Source organism: Rhodanobacter sp. C05 (assembly GCF_002001165.1).
GTDB lineage: Bacteria > Pseudomonadota > Gammaproteobacteria > Xanthomonadales > Rhodanobacteraceae > Rhodanobacter.
In genome coordinates this window covers 23,050-46,287 of sequence record NZ_MUNQ01000012.1, presented here as the reverse complement: position 1 = coordinate 46,287, position 23,238 = coordinate 23,050, and the positions used below count along the sequence as shown (strand labels likewise).

Below are 23,238 nucleotides of genomic sequence, written 5' to 3'. Positions count from 1 at the left end.
ACCTGCGCCGGGATGACACGCCGGAAGGCCCAAAACTCCGCACTCCCCGGCGATCCACTAGAATCGTGAGGTTCAAGCACACGATGTCGGAGTTGCCATGAGTTCCCCCGCCAAGCACGTCCCCGCCGGCGCCACGCAGGCTGAAGCCACGCCGCTGCGCTTCGTCACCGCCGCCAGCCTGTTCGATGGCCACGACGCGGCGATCAACATCATGCGTCGCATCATCCAGTCGCAGGGCGCGGAGGTGATCCACCTCGGCCACAACCGCTCGGTGGAAGACGTGGTGCGCGCCGCGCTGCAGGAAGACGCCGACGCGATCGCGCTGTCGTCCTACCAGGGCGGCCACGTCGAGTACTTCAAGTACATGGTCGACATGCTGCGCGAGCGCGGCGCCGGCCATATCCGCGTGTTCGGCGGCGGCGGCGGCACCATCACGCCGGAAGAAATCAAGGAGCTGCAAGCCTACGGCGTCGAGCGCATCTATCACCCGAACGACGGCATGAAGCTCGGCCTCACCGAGATGATCGAGGACGTGATGCATCGCGCCGGCTCGGCCGCGACGAAGCGCGCCGAGTCCGAACATGCCGGATCAAATCCGAGCGCCGTGCCCAAGGTCGACATCGACGACGAGATCTCGATCGGCCACATGCTCTCCGCGATCGAGGAAGGCAAGCTCAGCGACGCCGAACTCGAACACCAGCGCAAGCAGTGGAAGCTCGCCGGCAAGCACACGCCCGTGCTCGGCCTCACCGGCACCGGCGGCGCCGGCAAGTCGTCGGTGGTGGACGAGTTGCTGCTGCGCTTCCTGCACGCGTTCCCGCAGATGCGCATCGCCGTGCTCGCGGTCGATCCCACGCGTCGCCGTTCCGGTGGCGCGCTGCTCGGCGATCGCATCCGCATGAATTCGCTGCGCAGCCATCGCGTCTACATGCGCTCGATGGCCACGCGCCGTCAGCACGCCGCCACCAGCATCGTGCTGCACGACTGCATCGATTTCCTGAAGAGCCAGCCGTACGACCTGGTGATCGTCGAGACTGCCGGCATCGGCCAGAGCGATTCGGAGATCGTCGACCTGGTCGACTTCCCGGTCTACGTGATGACCAGCGAATACGGCGCCGCCAGCCAGCTCGAGAAGATCGACATGATCGACTTTGCCGAGCTCGTGGTGCTCAACAAGTTCGACAAGCGCGGCGCCGAAGACGCACTGCGCGACGTGCGCAAGCAGTGGAAGCGCAACCGCACCGCGTTCTCGCTGAAAGACGAAGACGTGCCGGTGTATCCCACCATCGCCAGCCAGTTCAACGATCCGGGCGTCACCTGGATGTTCACCAACCTCTGCCGCCTGATGCGCGAGAAGCTGCATCTCGGAACCTCGGCGGCTATTGAACCCTCCCCTTCAAGGGCAGGGCAGGGTGGGGTCGGCTCTTCCGCCAAGCTCGACTGGAAACCCCAGCTCGACACCACGCTCAAGTCGCCGCGCGCCACCGTGCTGATTCCCGGCTCGCGTGTGCGTTACCTCGCCGAGATCGCCGAGCAGGGACGCAGCATCAACAGCAGCATCGAGCACCAAGCCGAGTTCGCCAGCAAGGCGCAGCACTATTACGAGGCGCTGAAGGAACTCGGCGACGACAAGCTGCCGCGTCCGCTGGAGCTGTACCGCAACGCAGACCTGCACGAAGTCGTCATCCCAGCGAAAGCTGGGATCCAGTCAGATACATCGCGCGAAGCGCACGATTCAAAGGCCCTGGATGACCAGCATTCGCTGTTGAAAAGCTCCTCCGGCCTTCGCCGGAATGACGAGCAAAAGCACGTCGTCGACCGCTCCCTCCTGCTCCTCCGCCAACGCTACAACGCAGCCCTCAAGGAACTCAGCCACGAAGCCATCCACCAGCTGCGCGAGTGGCCGGCGCTGTACAAGTCGGTCACCACCGACGTCAACGAATACAAGGTGCGCGACAAGGTCATCCGCGTCGAGAACTACCGCGACTCGCTCAGCCACCAGAAGATTCCGAAAGTGGCGCCGCCGAAGTCGAAGGACTGGGGCGAGCTGGTCAGCTTCCTCGGTCGCGAGAACCTGCCGGGCCATTACCCGTACACCGGCGGCGTGTATCCGTACCGCCGCAGCGGCGAGGATCCCACCCGCATGTTCGCCGGCGAAGGCACGCCCGAGCGCACCAACCGCCGCTTCCACTACCTCAGCCAGGGCGGCGCCGCCACACGCCTGTCCACCGCGTTCGACTCGGTCACGCTGTACGGCGAAGACCCCGCGCCGCGCCCGGACATCTTCGGCAAGATCGGCAACTCCGGCGTCAACATCGCCACCCTGGACGACATGAAGAAGCTGTACTCCGGCTTCGACCTCAGCGCGCCCAGCACCTCCGTCTCCATGACCATCAACGGCCCCGCGCCGATGATCCTGGCGATGTTCATGAACACCGCGATCGACCAAAATGTAGAAAAGTACCTGCGCGCGGACGACGCCCGCTGGGCCGCCGCCGAAAAGAAGATCGCCGCGATCTACAAGGACGTGCAACGCCCGCAGTACCACGGCGAGCTGCCCAAGGGTAACGAAGGGCTGGGCCTGGGCCTGCTCGGCGTCTCCGGCGACGAGCTGGTGGATGCGGAAACCTACGCGCGCATCAAGACGGAAACCTTGCAGGCGGTGCGCGGCACCGTGCAGGCCGACATCTTCAAGGAAGACCAGGCACAGAACACCTGCATCTTCAGCACCGAATTCGCGCTGCGCATGATGGGCGACATCCAGCAGTACTTTGTCGACAACAAGGTGCGCAACTTCTACTCGGTGTCGATCTCCGGTTATCACATCGCCGAAGCGGGCGCCAACCCGATCAGCCAGCTCGCCTTCACCCTCAGCAACGGCTTCACCATCGTCGAGTACTACCTCGCGCGCGGCATGAGCGTGGACGACTTCGCGCCCAACCTCAGCTTCTTCTTCTCCAACGGCATGGACCCGGAGTACACCGTCATCGGTCGTGTCGCCCGCCGCATCTGGGCGCGTGCCATGCGCGAGCGCTACGGCGCAAGCAGCCGCAGCCAGATGATGAAGTACCACATCCAGACCAGCGGCCGTTCGCTGCACGCGCAAGAGATCCAGTTCAACGACATCCGCACCACGCTGCAGGCGATGTACGCGCTGTTCGACAACTGCAACAGCCTGCACACCAACGCCTACGACGAAGCGATCACCACGCCCACCGAAGAAAGCGTGCGCCGCGCCGTGGCGATCCAGATGATCATCAACAAGGAACTCGGCCTCAACTTCAACGAGAACCCGTGGCAGGGCAGCTACGTCGTCGACGTGCTCACCGACCTGGTGGAAGAAGCCGTGTACAAGGAGTTCGAGGCGATCAGCGAGCGCGGCGGCGTGCTCGGCGCGATGGACACCATGTACCAGCGCGGCAAGATCCAGGAAGAGTCGATGTATTACGAGCACAAGAAACACGACGGCTCGCTGCCGCTGATCGGGGTCAATACGTTCCTGCCGAAGGATCATGGCGGGGAGATCGCTACCGAGATCGAGTTGATTCGGTCGACCGAGGAAGAGAAGGGGCAGCAGATCGCCAACGTGAAGCGCTACGGCGAGGCGCGCAATGCGCTGGCCTCAGATAGCCTCAAGGTGCTGCAGGTGACGGCGCGCGATCGGCGCAATGTGTTCGAGCAGCTGATCGAGGCGGTGAAGTACAACTCGCTGGGGCAGATCAGCCATGCGCTGTATGACGTGGGTGGGGAGTATCGGCGGAATATGTAAAATTTTTCTGCGCCGCAAGAAAAAAAGCCCGTCAACTGACGGGCTTTTTTGTTCTGGAGTTAGGCCAAGCTCAGGTCACGCTCCATACCCGGCGAAATATTTTCGACAAGGGGCTTTCCCGTAGCTGCCGGATCGCGCATGCTTTTGTTGGCGTCGCCAGACGCCAACAGGGGTGGGTGACGAACGTTGCAATGCGGTGGCTGGGTCGATACCCGGCGCGGCGGAACGGCGTCGCCCCAAGGATGCCAACAATACTCAGGGGTCGGGATAGTGATGAAGTTCAAATGGACCATGCGCGCTGTACTCTGCGGTGCGGCCGTCAGTCTTTTGTCGGGTTGCTTGAATCCCGTGCAAGTCAAGGATGTTCAGCAAAACAAGACTGGTTTTCTGACGAGCCATTTTTCGCCGAGCAACTTGCCGGCTGGGGTGCTCAAAACGATCAGCAGCGCAGATGGCTCGCAGGTCAACTTCAAGCGTGTGGTGTACCAACTCGACTGGGACAACAACACCGAAGACAAGAGCAAGGAATTCAAAACGAATGAAACAAACACGGTTACCAATGTAGGTAACGGTCTTGTCCAGTTCATCATGGAGAATTCGCGCAATGGCGTGCCGGTTTCCCAAACGTACGGAATCAGCTACCGGAATTTCTTGACGACAAAAGTGCAGTCGATGAACCTGGGTGCCAACGTCGCTCCGATGGAAATGCAGATAAAAAGCTTTGAACATTTCGATCCTGTTTCATCGCTGAAGACCGGGCTCCAATACACGTACAAGTGGGGCACTACCGTGCAGATCATGAATTTCCACGACGGTAGCGTGTCATGCGTGCGCGATGGTGCGCAGTCCGCTTCGGAATTGAACAAGACACTCTCGGGCGAATCCTGGAAGATGACCTGCCAGTTTTTCAACCAGAACGGCGTACTTGGATCGAAATGGACGTATGTCTATCTGGAAAAATACGGCATAGCCGTTGCCGCGCGCGTGGAATCGCCGGCTGGTATCAACGAAGCAAAGATCGCGTCGTTTACCGTCGAGTAACGAGTTGCAGAACAGGACGGGTTTTCTGTTCTTGGCAAAAGGCCGCCTGAGGGCGGTTTTTTGTTGGGCGGTCAATGTGCGCCTTTGCCGCAGCGCACCTCGCCTCCCGATGATTCTTGCTGCAAGATGTCTCGACTTCAGGGGGAAGTACATGGACGCATTGCATGGGGAAGGTGGGCCGGATCGCGAGATAGCCGGCTTCTGGCGTCGTCTGGGCGCCTTCGTGATCGACCTGATCCTGCTCGGCTTGGTCGGCTGGATTCTGGGCGCGCTGCTTTTCGATACGTTGGCACACATGGGTGCCTATGCGAAGTTGATCGGTTTTGCGATCGCGCTGGCGTATTTCGGTATCTGCAACAGCCGCATCAGCGGCGGACAGACGCTCGGCAAACGCTGGCTGGGTGTACGTGTCGTCGATGGCCACGACCAGTTGCTGTCATTGCCGCGCTCGCTGCTGCGCTACGTCGTGCTGGGCATTCCGTTCTTTGCCAATGGCCTGCCGCTTGATCCCAAGCTGGCGATGTCGACGCCGCTGGGTTACCTGCTTGCCCTCGTCGTATTCGGTGGCATGTTCGCCATCATCTACCTCTACCTGTTCAATCGCCGCACGCGGCAATCCCTGCACGACCTGGCGGTGGGCTCGTACGTGGAGCGTTTCGATCGCGCGGCCCAGCCAGTACCGTTTCCCATCATGTGGCGTGGGCATGTCGTCGTGGTGGCTTTGCTCGCGGTTATCGCCCTGAGCGCGCCAGCGGTGGCAAGTCGATTCGCGCAGACCCAGACTTTCGCAGGCATCCTGCCGCTGTACCAGACGCTGTCGACCCAGCCCCATGTCATGACGGCGCAGGTCGTGCGCGGGTGGTCATCCTTCAATGGCGGCAAAACCACGCACTCTCTGCAGTCGTCGCTATGGCTGGATGCGCCGTTGACTGAAGATGGCGACATGGCCAAGCACATCGCACAGCTGATGGCGAAAACCGATCCGGATATCGCCAACGAGGATGTGGTCGTGGTGACGCTGATCTACGGCTACGACATGGGCATCGCGTCGGGTTGGAAGAAGCATGGGTATTCGTTCAAACCGGGTGAGTTGCAGTAAGTCAGTCGTCTCTCGGCAAGATAGAGAGTTTCGTCGGATAGTGGGCACGTATCAGTTCGCTGCGAAGCAAGGGACAGATCGGGGGTAGGGGAATGGAGACGCAGGCATCTGCCAAGCCAAGGGAAGTTCGCCTCGGCATTCTTTGCCTTTGGGCTGCGTTGGCGCTGGGGCTGATCAACAGCATCACGCACATCTTTCGATTTGGAACCCAGCTTCCCCTGGCGATCCTGGGTTCGACATTCCTGCTTACCTTTCTGTTCTCGGCGTTCTTCATCTACAAGATTTCGCAGGGGCGTAACTGGGCGAGAGCCACGTATTTGATCCTGCTTCTCTTCGGCATCGCGTATACAGTTCGTGGTCTGTCGGTTGAATTCAGTCATGACCCCGTGATGGCGGTGACAAGCGTGGTACGAGTAATCGTGCTGCTCTATGCGATGTATTTGTTGTTCAGCTATTCGAGCGATGCCTGGTTTAAAGGCCGCAAGAAGCTAGCGGCCGCACGATGAATCAGCAGACCTGCAAACGGGTGGATCGAGTCTGCAGGCCTATCCAATGGCTGCTTGCGCCGGAACAAAGGGGACGTGGCCAATTAAATACAGCATACCGGCATGGTCAGCCAGCATGGTCGACGAAATTAATTAGCCACGTCCCCTTTAATTACTTTAATTGTATCCAATCTCGCGAATTTGATGGAACGTGGTGGCGAGAAGTTCATCGAGGCCGCTCAGTTTAGGGATAAGGCTGACGATACCGTGCGATACATCGTCGAACCTCTACTCGAGACAGCCGAAGGATGCGAAGTACTTCTCGCGTTGATGGAGCCACTTGCGGTATGCGTTGCCGGTTGCGCGCCCAGTACGCGTGATTTCGTTGCCGAGCGACTGGGTTCCATCACTGCGCTGGAACACGAAGCCGGTGCCGACGTGCGAACTTCCCTTTCGCGAGCGTGGAAGATTACCCTCCCTGAGAAGGCGGACGACGGAAAATGAGCATGCCCGGGTTTGATTGACACCTACCTATGACCCCTGGTTTGGTGCACGATCCGCTGGGTCATTACATGGCCCTACTTGCCCGCCTCAAACGACAGTGCTAGCATTTTTTCATACCAGCGACTAGGAGTAGCTCCAGTCTAATGTCTGGTCCCTAGGGCGTTTCATGAACTTACGTATGCCCGGTCGCAGGCTCAGGCCCGACCGGGCATTTCGTATGTGCGTTTCAGAACTAGCGATCGGCTACGCTTCACTCAATTGAAGACTGCGCAAGGCAAGTGATCTATGACCCCACGGCCACTTCAACAGCTGTTCGACGCCATGTATCACGGGAAATATCGGTTCGAAGAATTTCTGGCACTCAAGCCAGAGGAACACTACAGCCCAGTGCGCTGGAATAGTCGAACCATTTATAAGCCCTCCAAGACTCTGAAGGATTTCCACTTTTTCCTGAATGGGTTTGTCCTTGAACACCTTCCCGTCAACACGGCTGTGTCATTCGCCTATCGCAAAGGATCGACCCCTTTGCAGGCGGTGAGTCCGCACTCCAGAAGCCGCGCCTTTTTTCAGACGGATCTGGAGCGGTTCTTCGACAGCATCACCACGCCACTGGTTCGGAGTGTGCTTCAGGGAAACCAGACACCCGTAACGGACCTTTCCGACCACATCGAGCACATTCTGGCGCTGCTCACTATCAACGGGAAGCTCCCCATTGGCTATTCAACCTCTCCACTCCTTAGCAACGCCTGCTTGCTGGGCTTTGACCACAGCTTGGCTTCAATCAGCCAAAGGCGCGAATGGATTTATACGCGATACGCAGATGACATCATCATCTCTGCAAGTGATCGTGTAGAGATCGCAGATGCGAGCACTGTCATCGAAGAGTGCCTTACCTCCGAGCTTGGAGATGGCTTCAATCTCAATCAAAGCAAAAGTAAGCTAACGACAATCGGCAGAAAAATTAAGCTGCTGGGCTTGGTCATTTTGCCCACGGGTTCCATCGTCATCGACCGAGGTGTCAGGAACCGGATTGAGTCTTGGATTCACTTCTACATTCGCGACCGCTCTCGGTTGGCAAAAATCTTTGAAGAGGAGCGCGGCGAGGGAATGGAAGAAGGCTTGGAGCGCCTCAGCGGCCTTATCAGCTATGCGCATGCAGCGGATACTGCCTATTTTGAGAAGCTAAGGTCCAAGTTTGGTACCACCGTCATTGATAGCCTCCTGCACAGGTCTGCTCAATGAGCCGCCTTCAGGTAACACTTGAGGCCATCCAGCATGTGGCCAACCTTAACTTCGATGTAGATCTCGCGGCGAATGGACTGATGTGCCTTGTCGGTCGGAATGGGGCAGGAAAAACGACGCTGGTGAGAGCTTTTAAGAATCTATCGAACGCTGACACGTTTGTAAGAACAGCCACACCCTACGCATTCTCGGCAAGCAGTCGTATTGTCTATACCCTCGATGACATAAGCGTAACCTTTGCCTACGATGTTGGAATTCGCTCACTTAACTGTCGTGACCCAATCCCTCCCGAGTTGCGCAATCTCGTTGCAGCTGAGCTCCCCATGCCACACGGAGCTCGTTTTAACTCTTTTCAGAGTGCGAGCGAGGCGGATTTAGACATTCGGAAAACCATTGCGCTGGGAACCTATGGACAACCCGAGGAACTAATCTCCTTTCTCAACTCTGTCTACGAATCGACCCGTTACTCGACGATGGCGGAAGTCAAAGCTAAGGGGAAGAGCTACTACGCGCTTGTTAGGACGGACGGGACCTATATCCGCGAAGACTACCTCAGTTCCGGGGAACACTTTCTAATCAACCTTTATCGAACGATAAAAGGCCCCGCAAAACTGCTGGTGATTGATGAGATCGACATATCTCTAGACGCGGCAGCCCAAGCAAACCTCCCAACTTGGCTAAGGGGGTTCTGTGCTCAATATGGGTGCAAGATTATTTTCACTACCCATTCGCTCGCCCTCATGCGGCAGCTAGAAGTTGACGAGCTCTTCTACATGGAAGAGCAGGATGGCCAAGTGTCCATCAGCCCTACCTCCTACAGCCACGCAATGGCGAGGCTTTTCGGATTTGTGGGGTGTGACAGATACATTTTGACTGAGGACAAGATGCTGGTTTCCTTCATTCATCACCTCGTCAAAAGATACTGCCCCACGACCATTCTTCGCTACAAAGTCATCTTCATCGGCGGAGCATCTCAAGTAGCCGGACTCATCGAAGGCAATGAGGCCGAGGAGTTCTTGGCCTCCCCCGAAAAAGTGATTGCTATCCTTGATGCTGATCAGAAGAATGAGAAGTATGCGAGCCACGCAAGCATTCACTTGATCCCGCTCGATAGCGTGGAAGAAGCTCTTCTTGATGCAAGCAGGAACGATCCCGACTTCCCGTTCAAAATTCCTAAACCGGATTACACGAGCGGAAAAAGCCTTAATAACGACTTGCAACAGCAGGGCATCGCCGCCCAGGCAGAGATCTTCGATTACCTGATAGACAGACACGAAGAACATTTTCAAGAAATCGCAGAAAATCTATCTGGCTTCCTACCGCCACCTCACATCTGAGCTGGCCAAAAACTGGAGTCAGGTTCACTTATTTTCCGACCGCGATTGCAGCCTTGTCATGCCGTCAGTGCTTTCTTCAACAGCAGGTCGTACAGCTCCAACCGAAGCCGCGCCCCGACCTGCAACATGGTTAGCCAATAGACGAACATCAGCGCACCGAACAGGATGACTTCACTCCAGCTCGGCTGTGGCGGCCAATGCATATCTTTGAACTGGATAATGAGAGCAGCGAAGACGGGCAGGGCACCCAGCTTGTCCAAGTTGCCAGTCAGCAGGGGCAGCTTGCTTTGCATTCGCAGGGTGCGGAGGCTGGCGAAGGCGCTCATTGCTTCAAGACGTTCGCGTGGGAATGTGCGCAGCCAGGCGACCAGGCTGTCGTGATGTGGCATGTCGAAGTCCAGGATCTCGGCGAATTCGCGTCGATCGACGGCGGGTGTGAGCTTCATGCCGGGCAGCTCTGCGATAGCGACAAGGACGAGTCCCATGATTTCGACGATCAGCAGCACGATGACCAGCGCCAATACCCAGGGTTTCGCCGGGAGTGCCTTGCCGAGTATGAGTGCCAGCACCCCTGCGATGGCGACAAGTGCGATGCCCCACTTTGCCTTGCGGGATGGCGAGATCTGAAAGGACGGATGCAGCGGCAACGCCTCGATCTTCTCGTTCAGTGCTACGAACGTGAGTGCCGATGATTCCATTTCTGCGCCCTCCCTGTTGAAACTTTGGCAAGGTTCACTTGCTTGCCCAAAAAACCGAACCACCTCAGGTTCACTTATCGGGCTGGTCGCTTTGGCGGTTTGCGTATTGGTTTTACTTGTCCCAACTCTTGCTCGAATTCATCGACGAATTCGGTCAGTGATTGTCCACAAGCATTGCAGAACTCCCGCAACTGAAGCAGGTCCATCCGACGCGAACCACGTTCGACGTCGCTGACATAGGACTGAGGACGCTGCAATGCCGCACTCAGATCGACTTGGGTCAGGCCGGCCGCTATGCGAAGTGCGCGCAGGCGGCTCAGCAGCACCAAGTACTCGCTTTTGTGTATGGACTTGGCGGGCATGACGACTTTCCGTGGAAACCGGCATGACGCTATATCTGCTTTTCAAATATCTGAAAAACGGATATTATTGTCGGGCGGACGGCCATGTCCGCTAGATCGCCGGAGGAGGGATGCCATGACACACGATCGCCTTGTGTTCGGAGTCACCATCGATCAGATCGACCAGCTAAGCACTCTGCTCCGGACGATCACGGCCAATGGTGACGCAATGACGTTCTGCGATACGGAGAACTTGCAGCCCCAGAGCGTATCGACGCTGGGGGAGGCTATCCTCGACTCGGCGCTTGCCGTGCGGAATATTCTCGATCAGGTCAACGAGCAGAGGCTCGAACAGGAACGGGCCTCTGGCTAACTGGGTTGGCTACCTCACGCTGACCCGAAAGCCTCTTCCTTCGCCAAAGACTAGTGCTCATTGTTAGTCATCCTCCTGTGGTTCGGCTTTATCGGCCCTACAACAGGAAGTCCGAATAAGGGGACGGAGTGGACTAATTGGTCACCCGCGCCATGCTCTCAAACACTTCGGGCGAGCGATAGTCCAAACTGCTATGTAGCCGCTGGCAAAACGGGGATAGTCCAGCCTGACCTCGTTCGTTTCAAAATTTGACTCAATTAGATTGAATCATCGCCGCAGGTGGGTGTAGGGTCACGACCGAAGTCAGGGTGAAGTTCCGAAATGCACAGGCTGGTGGTTCCATTTGTGGCCATTCGTCGTGAATTTATCAGGGGGAATTCATCGTGCGATACTCGACGGTTATGCTATTGCTGTTTGTAGCTCTGCTTGGCCCCTCGCCAAATACCAGCGCGGCGGGCACCGACCCAAGGCCCTTTAAACCTCCGCAGTTGCGCCAAGACTCGACGCTGGAGCAATTGGCCTTGGGTTATCAGCAAGAGCGTTCGGACGCTCGGGAAGGGCCTAAGCTAGGCATCGCACTCTCCGGTGGTGGTACACGGGCCGCTTACTTCGCCCTCGGCGTCCTTGCAGGACTGAACGATAGCGGGACTGTTAATCATCTAGATGCCATTTCGTCTGTGTCGGGCGGTGGATACACCGCGCTCTGGTATTACTCGAAACGATACGTAGCAAGCCAACAAGGCTGGGACTACCACACAATTTTTGCGGACTGCTTTCCAGCTTGGCTCGCGCCAAATCCCGGAAATCAGGGAGAGGTAGACAAGACCAAATGGCTAATCTATCGAGCGGCAGTCTCACAAGGGGCGAATGATCCTGGCGGTGCGAACCGATCACAGCGCCGACTAAAGAATACCTGCGACAAATACAACACTGTTCACTACGAAAGACCTGATGATCCCTACCTCTGGCAGGCGTATCTCGCGCGTTGGCCGAACCTAATGTCGGGTAGGCCGCTGACCATTACGGGTGATCGCCAACCCGACTACACGATGTTCACCGCGAATTACATCGAGAAAATGATTAAGGCAGAGCTTCAGGGCAAGAATGCATCTGGCGGGTGGTACGAGGAAGGCATAAAACGGGTGTGGTGGGAAGCACCTGAACCGCGTCAATATCCCACCGACCGAGCTGCCTATGCCAAGGCACGAGCCCTAGAATCGGTACCCATTGATTGGAGCCCGCGACCTGGGCCGAGGCTAAATTCGTTCGACGACCTTGAGGTGTTCACTAGGGCTGACGCAACCGTGCCGTTTTGGATCATCAATACAAATTCCGGCCAAACGGCCACTGACCCAAACTTTAGTCATGTCTTCGAAATAACACCCTACGCATACGGCAGCGGTGAGGCCAACTACGCTACGGGGCACTTGCCAGGTGTCGATTTGATCAAGGCTACTAAACTGTCGGGAGCATTCCTCGATCCGCAAAACGCGACGGTGTTCTCTGGGCTGAATATCGGTGCCACGCTTGGGAAATGGCTAACCTTGGGCGACCTTGACTGGGGCGAGGATGTAACAACACCAGGCTTAAAGCAGCGATCGCACGGGCGGAAGTACCACCTAAGTGATGGTGGTGGTGAGGAAAACCTCGGACTCTATAGTCTGGTCCGGCGCGGCGTTCCAAATATCATCGTTGTGGACGGCGAGGAGGATGTTCAAGGGCAGCTGACGGCGCTTTGTAGAAACTGGGCAGCGCTCAATGCCATGGGGTGGAAGCTGGAAATAGATCACTTGGAGTCTCTGCAGGACACTTGTGACAAAGAGGCCCATCACAACTTTAGAAATGGATACAACACTTCCGCTTGGCTGAATCCTGTGATGGTCGGTGAGATCTACCCGACGCGCGATGAACCAACGACATCGGAGAATGCCGAGGATCGACTGCGGAACACCGTGCACTTGGTCTACATTAAACTTGGTTGGGATGAGAACGCCTATCGAGACTCTCTTAACCACCAAGATTGCGAGACGGCAAATGACGACAGGTCCTGCTTTCTGACGATCTACTACGGCGAGAACGCTTGCAATCACAACGATGTTGATAAGTGGATGCTCTTTCCGCAGATGACAACGGTAGGACTAACGACGCACGCAACGACGTACCAGTTCTGGGCGTTTCGTGAACTCGGCCGCGAAGCTGGTCGACTGGTTAAATGGGATCCAAATACATCACAGTTCACGATTCCAGAGGAGAGATTGCAGCCGAGGCTGCGAGCATTCTCGAAGAAGGAAATGAACCGTCCGCAAGTCAACCCGCGAGCCGTGGGTTCAACATGCGTTCGAGGCGTCATGAAGGCGGCGTAGCTTCTAGGGCGTGCGGAGGTGCGACGCACGATCGCCTTGTTTTCGGAGTCACCATCGACCAGATCGACCAGCTCAACAGTCTGCTCCGGACGATCACTGCCAATGGAGACATGGTCACGATCTGCAGTGCGGATGCCTTGCATCCCCAGAGCGTGTCGACGCTGGGGGAGGCCATCTTCAACACGGCTCTTGCCGTGCGGGACGTCTTCGATCAGGTCGAAGAACAGAGGCTCTGATCTGCTTTGATCGGGCGGTTATTGAACGAGTGCCTCAGCGAGCCATGCCTTCCTGGACGGACAGGTTTCCATGGCGCGCTTGTAGCCTTCGCGCGCGCTGGTGCGGGCCATATAGGACCGCTCTGCTTCGCCGAGGGTGACGCCGCCAGCTCGTTGGGCGAGCTCCAACGCGTAGGTCACCGAAATGTCGGCAGCCGTGAAGGTCGCGCCGGCAAGATAGGGCGTGCGTGCAAGCTGCCGCGTCACCAGCGTCAGCCGGCTTTCGAAAACGCTTAGCGCCTGGTCGGCGCTCCAGTTCTGCCGCTCGGACTCCGGCGCAAAATTTCGGGCGCCGACGACGAAGTAGATCGAGGCTGCAAGGCCGGCTTCGCCGAGGTGGAGGAACTGCTGGTAGGCGGGGAAGGCAGGATCGTGCGGGTCGGGCGCGAGCGACGTCGGCCCGTAGCGAGTCATCAGGTACTCCATGATCGCAATGGACTCGACCATGGTGACGTCGCCGTCCTGGATCGCCGGAATGAAACCGGCCGGGTTGATGGCCAGGAACTCCGCGTCGTTCTCGACGCCGGCCAGCAGATCCACCGGCCGCAGCCGGTACGCAAGCCCCATCTCTTCCAGCAGCCAGACGACCCGGAAGCCTCTTCCTTCGCCAAAGACGGTGATCATCTTCGCAGCCCTTTTTTGGATTCGGCCTTGTCGGCCCTACATCGGAAAGACGAACGGGCACATCGAAAATCGACATCGCTGGCGGAATCCGTGCTGCAGGAACGGGATCAGGTTCGCTTATCGGGATCTGTTGGCATAAAGCAGTCCGCAGCCCTTCAAGGCAGCGGACGCTGCCTGTGTCCAATAAATGTCGACCACGAGCCCAGGCCGCAGCGACGAGCCAGTTGACGGTAGTACACGGGCGTCCCTAGCCCCAACAACAAGGCTGATCCGACCATCATCGCCTCCATCAAATGCCATGGCAGCCAATAGAACCTGTGGCCAGCGTTGAGCAGGAAGAAAAGCACCCCCAGAACGGGCGGGAGGAGCGCGCCAAGTGGGATAAAAACCAAGGCCAACACGGCCGGGTTGATAAACGGCGGCGGCGGAATTTCGAGCCCCAGACGCCACAGAAAATCCCACATGGGCGGCACCGATGTTTTTGGAGCGATACCCCTGGAAGCCATGTACTCCCTGTACAGATCGACACGCTCTTGCTGGTTCATGCGTATCCATGTCTGGACGGACAGTCCGGCCCTCATGCACGGCAGTCTAGCGTAATGATTCACGGCCGAGAAACGAGCTGCCATGTCGCAGCTGCGAACCTATTCCATTCCGACGTACTCAGCTAATTCACGACTGGTATGTGGCCAGAGCGAGCTAACGAAGCGCCGAATTGCGTTATCTTGGATGACATGCCGGATGGTCATCGCAGTGAAGACCACGTATCAAGGGGAAAACGTGATGATCATGATCGTAATGATCGCTGGCATCATCGCCTACACCACCTGGTGGTTCTATCGAACCCGCACCATGGTCAACCGTTGGGCTGAAAACAACGGGCTGAAGGTACTCGATTACAGCGTCATGCCTTTCCCTCCTTATCCGCCCATCATGGTCACGTTGACCACCAGCAGAAACCAGTTGATCGTGCGCATGCGCGTCTATGACGACAGTATCCATCGCATCCGCAGCGGGTGGCTGCGGCTGGGCAGTTTCTGGTGGGGGCTCACGAATATCGATGCAGTCGAAGTGTTCTGGGCAGGCCAGGAGGGACTTACAGACGAGCACGGTTTTTAGGAAAGTGTGAAAAAAGTGGCAGGGATGAATGACACTTACTTAAGCGCGAAACCTAACTTTTCGTCATTCCCGCAAGGAGCTTCTCAACAGCGAAGCTGGTCGAGCGGGAATCCAGTGACTTTGGCCGTTTCAGGTCACACAAGACACTGGATCCCCGCTTTCGCGGGGATGACAGCGCTTAAGTCCTTAAGTAAGTGTCATTCATCCCTGATACCTTTTCCTCGAACCTCACGCATGAGCCGATGCGACTCACCGTTGAGACGAGTGAACCTCATCCGTGAGGGTTTTGTCTCGCGTACGGCCCTGTCGGGCTGCAGATCGCAGGTACGGAGTACACTTTTTCGCCGTGGCGGCACCGTTGCTCGTGCCGTATCCCGTTCTCCAACGCGTACGGAAACCTCGCCATGTGCAGCTATCTCCTGGACACCCCGGACGAGTCGAGAAAAGTCACCGAACTGCAGCTCGGTCCGTCGGACGTCGATACCTGGTTGAGCCTTATCGATGGCAACCGGCACGGCCAGGTGAGCGTGGCGGCGGAGAGCCTGCGGATCGTCGACATGGATTACGGCGGAGAGGCTCCGTCGGGCTATTTATCCACCTGGGGACAAACCGGCTGCACGGTCATCGTGGCGATCCAGAGGACAGGTTCCGGTGGCCACTGGGCCTATTTCAACCACGTCAACAGCAGCATGATCGAGCAGGGTCTCGGACATGCCAGCGACGCCATCAGCAGGCTTGCCACGCAGGACAACATCACGTTTCTGATCATGGGTGGCATGGGCGGAACGCAAACCTACAAGAGTCTGCTGCGAAGCCTCTTCGCCCAGGGCGCCGGCTGGAACTTCATCGTGTTGACCAAGCCGGAAAACGGCATGGAGGAATCCGTGCTCGGCATCGAGGGCTGCATGCTGGCCCTCACCAGAAACCTGGTGAGTCGAGCCAGGCACGAAGGGCGACAGTTCGTGGGCTTCCAGCCGCAGCGCGTTCCCTACAATTCACCGAAGCGCACGCCGCGCATCACCGGAAACCGCGCTCTCGACACACATCTCGCCGCCAAATCACAAGCGTTTGTCTGGATCAATCTGAGAGTCGAATGCGAGCGGCCGCCCACAGGCATGCCCATGCCGGAGGATCACGAGGCGGGCGTGCGCTGGTTGAACAACGCAGGCAACCTGTTCACCCTGCTCACGTTGCTGGCGACCCAGGAGGATTTCAGTGGATTGAACGTGACGGATGCTGCGGCGCTCGTGCGAGCTCACCTTCGTTCTCTTCCGCCTTCCTGAAATGCCCAGGCCTTGTCAGGGATTCTTGGCATCGAACGGGATGACCGACCCCATGTTGAGCGAATCCAGTCGACCAAGCCAACAGGGCCAGATTCACTTGCGGGCGCGGCTTGGTTGCGGAATCGGATGGGATTCGGTTGCCGGCCATGGCTAAGTGAACCTGACCCTGTCCGGTTGCGGTTAGCTTCTTCATGTTCCGACTTTTTCCGGATGCTTGACCAGGTAAGCACGCATCGCGGCCGTCTGCGTTTTCCATTGCGGATCGTCGCCGAAGCGATCGATGAAGTAGTGAATGGTGTTGTAAACGCCCGGAAGATTGTGATCCATCTGGTCGCAGGAGCGCACGATATAGCCATCCGCTTTGTCCGGGTATTTGTTGATCATGGCGTCTGCCAGCGCCTCGGCCTTTTGGGGCTGATGTCCGGCATGATTGTAGAGATCACCCAGTATACCCATCGCGTGGTAGTTATCGGGATCGCGCTGAAGTGCAGCGAGCAGCGTTGTTTCGGCCTGCCTCACGTCGCCAGCCTGGGCATAGATGTTGCCAAGCTGGGTAGTCATGGCATTGTCCGCCGGAAAGCGTTGCGACACCGCGACAAAGGCGGCTATAGCGCCTGACTTGTCGCCGAGCGCGATCATCTCTTGCGAGCGCCACCGCAACGCGTCAACTTGGGCGGGATCGAAACGAATCGCTTCGCTGTAGAGCTCAACGGCCAGACGTCGATTCGTGTCATAGACCGCGTCGGCAAGATCGATCAAGTTATCTGCATTCAGATTCTTGTCGGCAGCTTGCATAACGAGTCGATTGGTTTGCGCTTGCGAGCCGTTGCAATCACAGGTGGCCCGATCGACAGCAGGGTCTTGCGCCACCATCCGCAACAGCGGGTTTTTAATCGCCAGCGAAAGGTCTTCTGCACTTTGCGCATCGACGCCACCGAAATTGTTGCCCCACTTTGGCTGCGCGTGATTCATCATCTCCAAGCGAATGCCAAAATTAGATGGGTCGGCCCTCAAGCCGAACTCGGCGGACTTGTACATGTATTCATCATCACCCTCCATACCACCAGCATGGATCATGGAGGAATAAACAGCCGTAATGGAAGGATCGAGCGATACCGCACGGTCGAGATCCTTAATCGCCAACGCAAGTTGCTGGGTCATGCCATCCACTTGCTGATCGTAGAGATCTCTACTCCAGCCACCGCCTCGTGCTTGCTGTGCGGCATCGACGTATTGCACGCCGCTTGACGCGAATGCGAATGCGCTATTGGGCGACTGTTGTTTCCACATGTCGATGACTCGACGCGTACTATCGCTAGCATCGTCGAAACCGGCGTTTACGAAAGCAATGTCCAACAAGCCCGGCTGTTTGGGATCGCTGCGCTGCGTATCCAGATAGCTCCGAAACACACGATCCACCTCGTCAGCCTTCCCTTGTTTCAGCAATGCCTCGATATCCGACAGCTGGATGGTTCTGTGATTGCGAAGTCCGCAGTAAGCGCGAGTCGTTTCTTCATTCCAATGGCTGTCGGGCAAATCGGGGGAGCCAAGGCAGCGTTGCAATGGATCGGCAATGGCGTCGGCCTTGGCCACAGCAGCTACGAACGTTGAGTAGTCATCGCTGGCTTTTCTTTCGGCCTTGGCGTTATGCCAGCCCACGAAAGCATGCGCGCCATACGCCACAGCCAGTACTGCGAGGATCAAGCCAAGTATTTGTTGTCGCCGATTGAACGAACGGCTCTCGCCGACTGTGTCGGCGTCGCGCGGATTTGAATCGTCCATATTCTCCCCCGGTCCTGACATGCATAAATGCACCACGATGCACCGCGTCGCGGTCTGAGTCGAACTCCCTTACCCCTTTTCGCAGAAACGATAGCATCTCGCCAATTGGCCTGTCTTGAGTCAGACGCGTTCAAAGTCGAAGCGGGTCAGCCAAAACGGGAGTCCACTCCGTCCCCTTTGTCGTGTGTCTTCTCCTTCACTCTGCAGCTTTGAACATGTCGTCGAGGCGGGTGTAGCTGTGCTCCATGCCGTCGGTCATGCCGGTGGAGACCGCGTCTTCACGCGCTTGCTTCGAAGCGAACGTCAGATTGCAGACGAGCGTAGTGACGCCGTTCTGCTCGCTGAGTTCGAGTGACACGATGCATGGATCGCCCGCTGGCATGGCGAAGTCCATATCGCCCGGGTCGTAGTATTGTTCGTGGACCAGCTTCGACGGGCCGTTGACTTCGGTGAAAGTGCCGAGGAAGCCGAATCCCTTGCCGTCTTCGCGGTTTCTCCACTGCCATCTGTATTTGCCGCCGACGCGGACATCCATGTCGCACACCGGCATATCCCAGCCGTCATAACCCTGCCATTTCCGCACGAGTTCGGGGCAGGTATGCGCATCCCACACCAATTGGCGGGGTGCGTTGAAGGTACGCGTGACGCGGACTTCGCGATCACTGGGAAGTGTCACTTCTGCGGGCTTGGGCATGGTCTTCTCCTTGGTGTTTCGTCGTGATGGCGCGCCGCCATGAGGATGAACGGGCGAACAGCGCACCGATATGTGCGCGCTATTTTTTTGCTCGTTTGCGCCCGGACGGTTTGGCCTGGAGTTGCTCGATCAACGCATCGAGGCGCTGGTAGCTCTGTTCAAAGATCTCGCGGTAACGTTCGATCCAATCCACGGCCTCTTGCAATCGTTTCGGTTCCAGTTTGCGTGGACGCCGTTGCGCATCGACGTCCATCGAGATGAGGCCGGCGCGCTCAAGCACTTTCAGATGTTTGGAGATGGCTGGCTGGCTCATCTCGAACGGCTCGGCGAGTTCCGTCACCGTGGCCTCTCCCGTGGCCAGCCGCGCCAGGATGGCGCGGCGGGTGGGGTCGGCCAGAGCGGCGAAGGTGAGGTTGAGACGTTCCGAGGTTTGCATAGCCGTCTAGTTCCATAACTTATAGGTAATATATAAAGCCGGGAACAGGCCGGTCAAGACCTTTGCGAAAAAGGGGTCCGAAAAAGCCGGGCCACCTCAGACCCCCTTGTTTTGCGGGACGTCTTCGATCAGGTCGAAGAACAGAGGCTCTGAACAAGAACGAGAAGAGCCAACCGGGTCAGGTTTCGACCGTGCTCAGTGCAAAGCTGACCAGGTCAGAACCCCTTGCAGACGTGGTTCGCAGCGGCTGACGTGATGAGGGGCGATGGCGGGTGTGCCGGAAGTGATTCCGACCTGCTTTGATCGAGCGGTTATGGAACGGGCGCCTCAGCGAGCCATGCCTTCCTGGACTTACAGGTTTCCATGGCGCGCTTGTAGCCTTCGCGTGCGCTGGTGCGGGCCATATAGGACTGCTCTGCTTCGCCGAGGGTGACGCCGCCAGCTCGTTGGGCGAGCTCCAACGCGTAGGTCACCGAAATGTCGGCAGCCGTGAAGGTCGCGCCGGCCAGATAGGGCGTGCGTGCAAGCTGCCAGTGATGAATAAGGGGATGGAGGTGATTAATTCGGGATGATTACCTTACCCGCTTTGATTCAAACAGGTAACGACGATACATGAGCGGAGCGGGGTCAACCGGGCTATCGTGCCGTCCTGATCACGAAGAAACACCATGACGAAAAGCTACGACCCACCGCTGACCACGAACCCGCATGCTCCCCTCTACCGCGTCGACAAGGCGATCAAGGCAGCCCAGCAACGGCTGGATGCCGCCATCGACGCGAAGCGGCATCACACCAGCCAGAATCTGGCCCATGAAGTGATCAAGGAGGCGCGCGAAGGACTCAAGAAGTCCGAACAGTTGCGTGTGCTCAGGATCAAGGAACTCGCGCAGAAGGCGGCGGAGATCGAGGCGGCTGGAAAATAGGCGGAATGGGCGTTGACCCGAATGGCACTTGCTTAAGTGCGAAACCTCACTTTTCGTCATCCCCGCGAAAGCGGGGATCCAGTGCCTTGCATGACCTGAAACGGCTGAAGTCACTGGATTCCCGCTTTCGCGGGAATGACGGCGCTTAAGTAAGTGCCATTCGTCCCTGATACCTGTTGCTTGTTTCGAAAGAAAAGCTCGTGTTGGTGTTTCAATGAATGCCTGGGCATGCTTTGGCATGGCGCAGTGCCTGCGGGCATGGTGGAAAATTCAAGGTTCTCGGGAGACGTGTCATGCGGAAATCATTGAAGTGCTGTGCCTTGATGGTTGCGACGCTTGCGGGCGCCGTGCATGCCCAGGAGGCGCCGAAGGTCGCCGCCATCGAAGCGTTCGGCAAGGGCGTGCAGATCTATGCCTGCAAGGCTTCCGGCGGAACCTATGCGTGGTTATTGAAGGCACCGGATGCCACACTCGCGGATGCCAGTGGGAAGGCGATCGGCAAACATTTCGCCGGGCCGAGCTGGCAGGCGAACGATGGCAGCACGGTGGTGGGCGAGCCCTTGAATGCCTCGCCTTCGCCCGATGCCGGCGCCATCCCCTGGCTGGTGCTGCACGCCAAATCGCATACCGGCAGCGGCGCCATGGCAACGGTGCAATACATCGTGCGCGAACGCACCGAGGGCGGCATGGCGCCGACGTCGGGTTGCGATGCGGGCCACGCGGGCAGTGAAGTGCGCGTGCCGTACAGCGCGATGTACCTGTTTTTCCGGGGCTGAGTCTTGTGCAGGTGCACCCGGTTCCCACGTAACCGGGTCAGGTTTCGACGGTGCTCAGTGCAAACCCGCACTTGAGGAAGCCGCTGGCATCGACGACTCGGCCGCTGCGCGCTTGGGTGTATCGAGCGGGCACCATGTCTTGAGGCGCTTGCCTGCACGGAACAGATCGATGCATTCACGCATCTCGGCCTTGAAGGCCAGATCGGGCGTGTTGATCGGGCAGCCGTCCGACAGTGGCTTGTCTGCCTTGTACTCGGCGATACAGCTCGTCAGTGGCGGCGGCGTGGGCGGATTCGGATCGTCGGCGAGCGCCGGCGGTGGCAGGTTGAGGCGCTCGTCGCGGTCCTTGGGTGAAGGCGGCAGGGGAGGCGCGTCGCACAGCAAGTTGGAAGCTGTACTGCTCTTGGTGGGATCGCACATGCTTTTGGCCATCGCCTTGAGCGCATCGCCTATATGGCGACCCACCGCACCGCCGGCAGTCTCGTTCGGCGGCGGGAAATATTTTTCGAAGCGGGTGGCCTTGTACTGCATCCGGTTGCTGTCGTGTTGCATGATCTGACGATCATCCGCGGACTTGGCCGGTTTGGCCTTGGTGCTTGTTGTCGCATAGGTCTCCGTCGTGGGCGGCAGCCGTACCGGGAAACTGATGGCGGACGACGTGGAGGCCGCCGGCGCAGGTGTCGCTTCATGATCCTGCATGACCATCGCGTCACGAGGTGACTTCTCGTGCGTCACGGGGCGAACGCGTGAGGTCACCACCTGCGGCGGCGGCACCAGCTTGGGCGGTGTGGGTGGCTCAGGCGGCTGTGCGGCGCGCGGCTTGCTGGAATGATCGATCAGACGCACGGTCAGCACCTGATCGATATCGGTATGTGCCACCGCCTGCTGCGGCAGCTTGAGCTGCATCTCGTACCACAGCGCCAGCGCGAACAGCGCGTGCAGTACCAGGACCGAAGCCAGCGCGAGTGCCAGCGCCGGGCGCGTCAGCGGTGGCTGTCGCCAGCGCCTGCGACCCAGGGTCTCGCGCGTTTCGCTGTCGAGCAAGGCCAGACCGCGTACACGATCCCCCTCCTGTCGATGTCGGACCTTCCCGGAACGTTCGATGACACTGCCTTATTCAAGCCAACTACCTACACGAAACCTGCGCATACCGTCAGCGCGTGTTGCGGCCAACCCCGATAGACAAGCAAAAGGGGGTCAGGTTCATTATCCCAAAGCGTTGGTGGGTTTTCTTGGGTGTCCGCGAGGTCTGACGCCGGCGGCTCGCTGGGTTGGTACTTCGATCTGCTGGCGGAAGAGCGGTCGCTGCCTCAGGCGCATTGTTGCTGGGTGTGCTGGCGCAAGGCGGCGAGCTGTGGTTGTCCAGGCGCTTGCGGTTCAATTCGCGATAGGCGGTTTGGCGCACGAGGGGATCGGATCCAAGTTGAGATAGTCCTGGCGTGGAGTGATCATGCCAGCGCGGGCCGGGTTGAGCTCGACGTAGCGATAGCAGGACATCAGGTAGCACCTTTTTGTTTTTCCGTTTTCGGGCAGGTCACCTTGCCTCGTCTCCTCGCCGCAAGTAACCTGCCCGGACACAGGATTCAGGAGGGCCATCATGGCCACCACGGATACGGATCTCTACCGTTCAGTCATGGACAAAAATTTCAAGAGCATCAAGGTCGGCGTCTATCCCGGCGACGGTGTACTCGATCCGCGCTGGGAAGCGACTACGTATTTCAGCAAGAAGCTGAATCGGGACGTTATCAGCAAGGCCGATGTGAATATCGTGATCGGCGGCGCGAACGGACCGGAGGTAGAGGCTGGCGGAGGCACTTCACTCCACGATGTGTCGGGCTGGTTCCCCACCAAGGAATTCTGGATACCAAACGGTACTGAATATTCGGACGAAATATTTATCCGCAAGGATGGCAAACAGAAGTCTTGCCCGTCCAACCCCGGTCTCAAGGGTTATCACTATCAGCTCGAGCCACGTACGCGGATGACAGTCGCAGCATTCAAGGGTGCGCTCGACAACATGGCGCGGGCGGCAGTCGTGCAGCAATGCAGACTGGCGAAGGTCTGAATGCACGCG

General features: G+C 58.1%; 22 protein-coding genes. 14 read left to right on the top strand and 8 right to left on the bottom strand.

The window, feature by feature from the left end; genetic code table 11:
- The first annotated feature begins 97 nt into the window (after positions 1–97).
- From B0E51_RS11520 to B0E51_RS11490, 6 genes are all read left to right on the top strand, one after another.
- Positions 98–3,769: a methylmalonyl-CoA mutase family protein gene (locus B0E51_RS11520; protein ID WP_077445063.1), complete on the top strand. Its 3,672-nt coding sequence runs from the start codon at positions 98–100 to the stop codon at positions 3,767–3,769.
- 273 nt (positions 3,770–4,042) lie between these two features.
- The gene (locus B0E51_RS11515; RefSeq protein ID WP_077445062.1) at positions 4,043–4,810 is read left to right on the top strand and encodes a hypothetical protein; all 768 of its coding nucleotides are present in this window, start codon (positions 4,043–4,045) and stop codon (positions 4,808–4,810) included.
- Positions 4,811–4,961: 151 nt separating this feature from the next.
- Positions 4,962–5,909 carry an RDD family protein gene (locus tag B0E51_RS11510; RefSeq protein WP_168172632.1) on the top strand — a complete coding sequence of 316 codons (948 nt, stop codon included), beginning with the start codon at positions 4,962–4,964 and terminating at the stop codon, positions 5,907–5,909.
- A gap of 92 nt (positions 5,910–6,001) precedes the next feature.
- A complete protein-coding gene (locus B0E51_RS11505) occupies positions 6,002–6,415 on the top strand; it encodes a hypothetical protein (protein WP_077445060.1) in 414 nt (137 codons plus the stop codon).
- Positions 6,416–7,183: 768 nt separating this feature from the next.
- Entirely contained in the window at positions 7,184–8,140 is a 957-nt protein-coding gene (locus B0E51_RS11495; protein ID WP_077445058.1) for a reverse transcriptase family protein, read from the top strand.
- Positions 8,137–9,477, top strand: coding sequence for an AAA family ATPase (locus B0E51_RS11490; protein ID WP_077445057.1), 1,341 nt, complete (start codon positions 8,137–8,139; stop codon positions 9,475–9,477). The genes B0E51_RS11495 and B0E51_RS11490 overlap by 4 nt, the downstream gene beginning before the upstream one ends.
- A gap of 56 nt (positions 9,478–9,533) precedes the next feature.
- On the opposite strand, the gene B0E51_RS11485 is transcribed toward B0E51_RS11490, so the two are convergent.
- Together B0E51_RS11485 and B0E51_RS11480 are read right to left on the bottom strand one after the other, a co-directional pair.
- Positions 9,534–10,175: a hypothetical protein gene (locus B0E51_RS11485; RefSeq protein ID WP_077445056.1), complete on the bottom strand. Its 642-nt coding sequence runs from the start codon at positions 10,173–10,175 to the stop codon at positions 9,534–9,536.
- A gap of 74 nt (positions 10,176–10,249) precedes the next feature.
- Positions 10,250–10,537: a helix-turn-helix transcriptional regulator gene (locus tag B0E51_RS11480; protein ID WP_077445055.1), complete on the bottom strand. Its 288-nt coding sequence runs from the start codon at positions 10,535–10,537 to the stop codon at positions 10,250–10,252.
- Between the two features lie 115 nt (positions 10,538–10,652).
- Between B0E51_RS11480 and B0E51_RS11475 the strand changes: the two genes are divergently transcribed.
- The 3 genes from B0E51_RS11475 (at position 10,653) to B0E51_RS19760 (ending at position 13,488) form a co-directional block, all read left to right on the top strand.
- A complete protein-coding gene (locus B0E51_RS11475; protein WP_077445054.1) occupies positions 10,653–10,889 on the top strand; it encodes a hypothetical protein in 237 nt (78 codons plus the stop codon).
- A 383-nt stretch (positions 10,890–11,272) separates the two neighbouring features.
- Positions 11,273–13,252 (top strand): patatin-like phospholipase family protein, encoded by a 1,980-nt coding sequence (locus tag B0E51_RS11470; RefSeq protein WP_143525900.1) that lies wholly within the window; start codon positions 11,273–11,275, stop codon positions 13,250–13,252.
- A gap of 53 nt (positions 13,253–13,305) precedes the next feature.
- Positions 13,306–13,488, top strand: a complete 183-nt coding sequence (locus tag B0E51_RS19760) for a hypothetical protein (RefSeq protein WP_077445256.1) — start codon at positions 13,306–13,308, stop codon at positions 13,486–13,488.
- Positions 13,489–13,506: 18 nt separating this feature from the next.
- Here the strand turns inward: B0E51_RS19760 and B0E51_RS11460 are convergent, their stop codons facing one another.
- Positions 13,507–14,151 carry a glutathione S-transferase family protein gene (locus B0E51_RS11460; RefSeq protein ID WP_077445052.1) on the bottom strand — a complete coding sequence of 215 codons (645 nt, stop codon included), beginning with the start codon at positions 14,149–14,151 and terminating at the stop codon, positions 13,507–13,509.
- 155 nt (positions 14,152–14,306) lie between these two features.
- Positions 14,307–14,696, bottom strand: coding sequence for a DUF6404 family protein (locus tag B0E51_RS11455; protein WP_143525898.1), 390 nt, complete (start codon positions 14,694–14,696; stop codon positions 14,307–14,309).
- A gap of 82 nt (positions 14,697–14,778) precedes the next feature.
- Here B0E51_RS11455 and B0E51_RS11450 point away from each other — a divergent pair, with 82 nt between their 5' ends.
- Both B0E51_RS11450 and B0E51_RS11445 read left to right on the top strand, forming a co-directional pair.
- On the top strand, positions 14,779–15,270 hold the full coding sequence (locus tag B0E51_RS11450) for a hypothetical protein (RefSeq protein WP_143525896.1): 492 nt from the start codon (positions 14,779–14,781) through the stop codon (positions 15,268–15,270).
- A gap of 488 nt (positions 15,271–15,758) precedes the next feature.
- On the top strand, positions 15,759–16,553 hold the full coding sequence (locus tag B0E51_RS11445) for a hypothetical protein (protein ID WP_143525895.1): 795 nt from the start codon (positions 15,759–15,761) through the stop codon (positions 16,551–16,553).
- 189 nt (positions 16,554–16,742) lie between these two features.
- Here B0E51_RS11445 and B0E51_RS11440 read toward each other — a convergent pair whose 3' ends face one another.
- From B0E51_RS11440 to B0E51_RS11430, 3 genes are all read right to left on the bottom strand, one after another.
- Positions 16,743–18,335 (bottom strand): tetratricopeptide repeat protein, encoded by a 1,593-nt coding sequence (locus B0E51_RS11440; protein ID WP_168172630.1) that lies wholly within the window; start codon positions 18,333–18,335, stop codon positions 16,743–16,745.
- A gap of 196 nt (positions 18,336–18,531) precedes the next feature.
- The gene (locus B0E51_RS11435; protein ID WP_077445047.1) at positions 18,532–19,029 is read right to left on the bottom strand and encodes an SRPBCC family protein; all 498 of its coding nucleotides are present in this window, start codon (positions 19,027–19,029) and stop codon (positions 18,532–18,534) included.
- Between the two features lie 79 nt (positions 19,030–19,108).
- Positions 19,109–19,465: a metalloregulator ArsR/SmtB family transcription factor gene (locus B0E51_RS11430; protein WP_077445046.1), complete on the bottom strand. Its 357-nt coding sequence runs from the start codon at positions 19,463–19,465 to the stop codon at positions 19,109–19,111.
- A 668-nt stretch (positions 19,466–20,133) separates the two neighbouring features.
- On the opposite strand from B0E51_RS11430, the gene B0E51_RS11425 reads away from it, so the two are divergent.
- Positions 20,134–20,388, top strand: a complete 255-nt coding sequence (locus B0E51_RS11425; RefSeq protein ID WP_077445045.1) for a hypothetical protein — start codon at positions 20,134–20,136, stop codon at positions 20,386–20,388.
- Positions 20,389–20,681: 293 nt separating this feature from the next.
- The gene (locus B0E51_RS11420) at positions 20,682–21,164 is read left to right on the top strand and encodes a DUF3455 domain-containing protein (protein WP_143525893.1); all 483 of its coding nucleotides are present in this window, start codon (positions 20,682–20,684) and stop codon (positions 21,162–21,164) included.
- Positions 21,165–21,218: 54 nt separating this feature from the next.
- Here B0E51_RS11420 and B0E51_RS11415 read toward each other — a convergent pair whose 3' ends face one another.
- Positions 21,219–22,208, bottom strand: a complete 990-nt coding sequence (locus B0E51_RS11415) for a hypothetical protein (protein WP_254424506.1) — start codon at positions 22,206–22,208, stop codon at positions 21,219–21,221.
- A 553-nt stretch (positions 22,209–22,761) separates the two neighbouring features.
- On the opposite strand from B0E51_RS11415, the gene B0E51_RS11405 reads away from it, so the two are divergent.
- On the top strand, positions 22,762–23,229 hold the full coding sequence (locus B0E51_RS11405; RefSeq protein WP_077445042.1) for a hypothetical protein: 468 nt from the start codon (positions 22,762–22,764) through the stop codon (positions 23,227–23,229).
- Positions 23,230–23,238 lie beyond the last annotated feature (9 nt).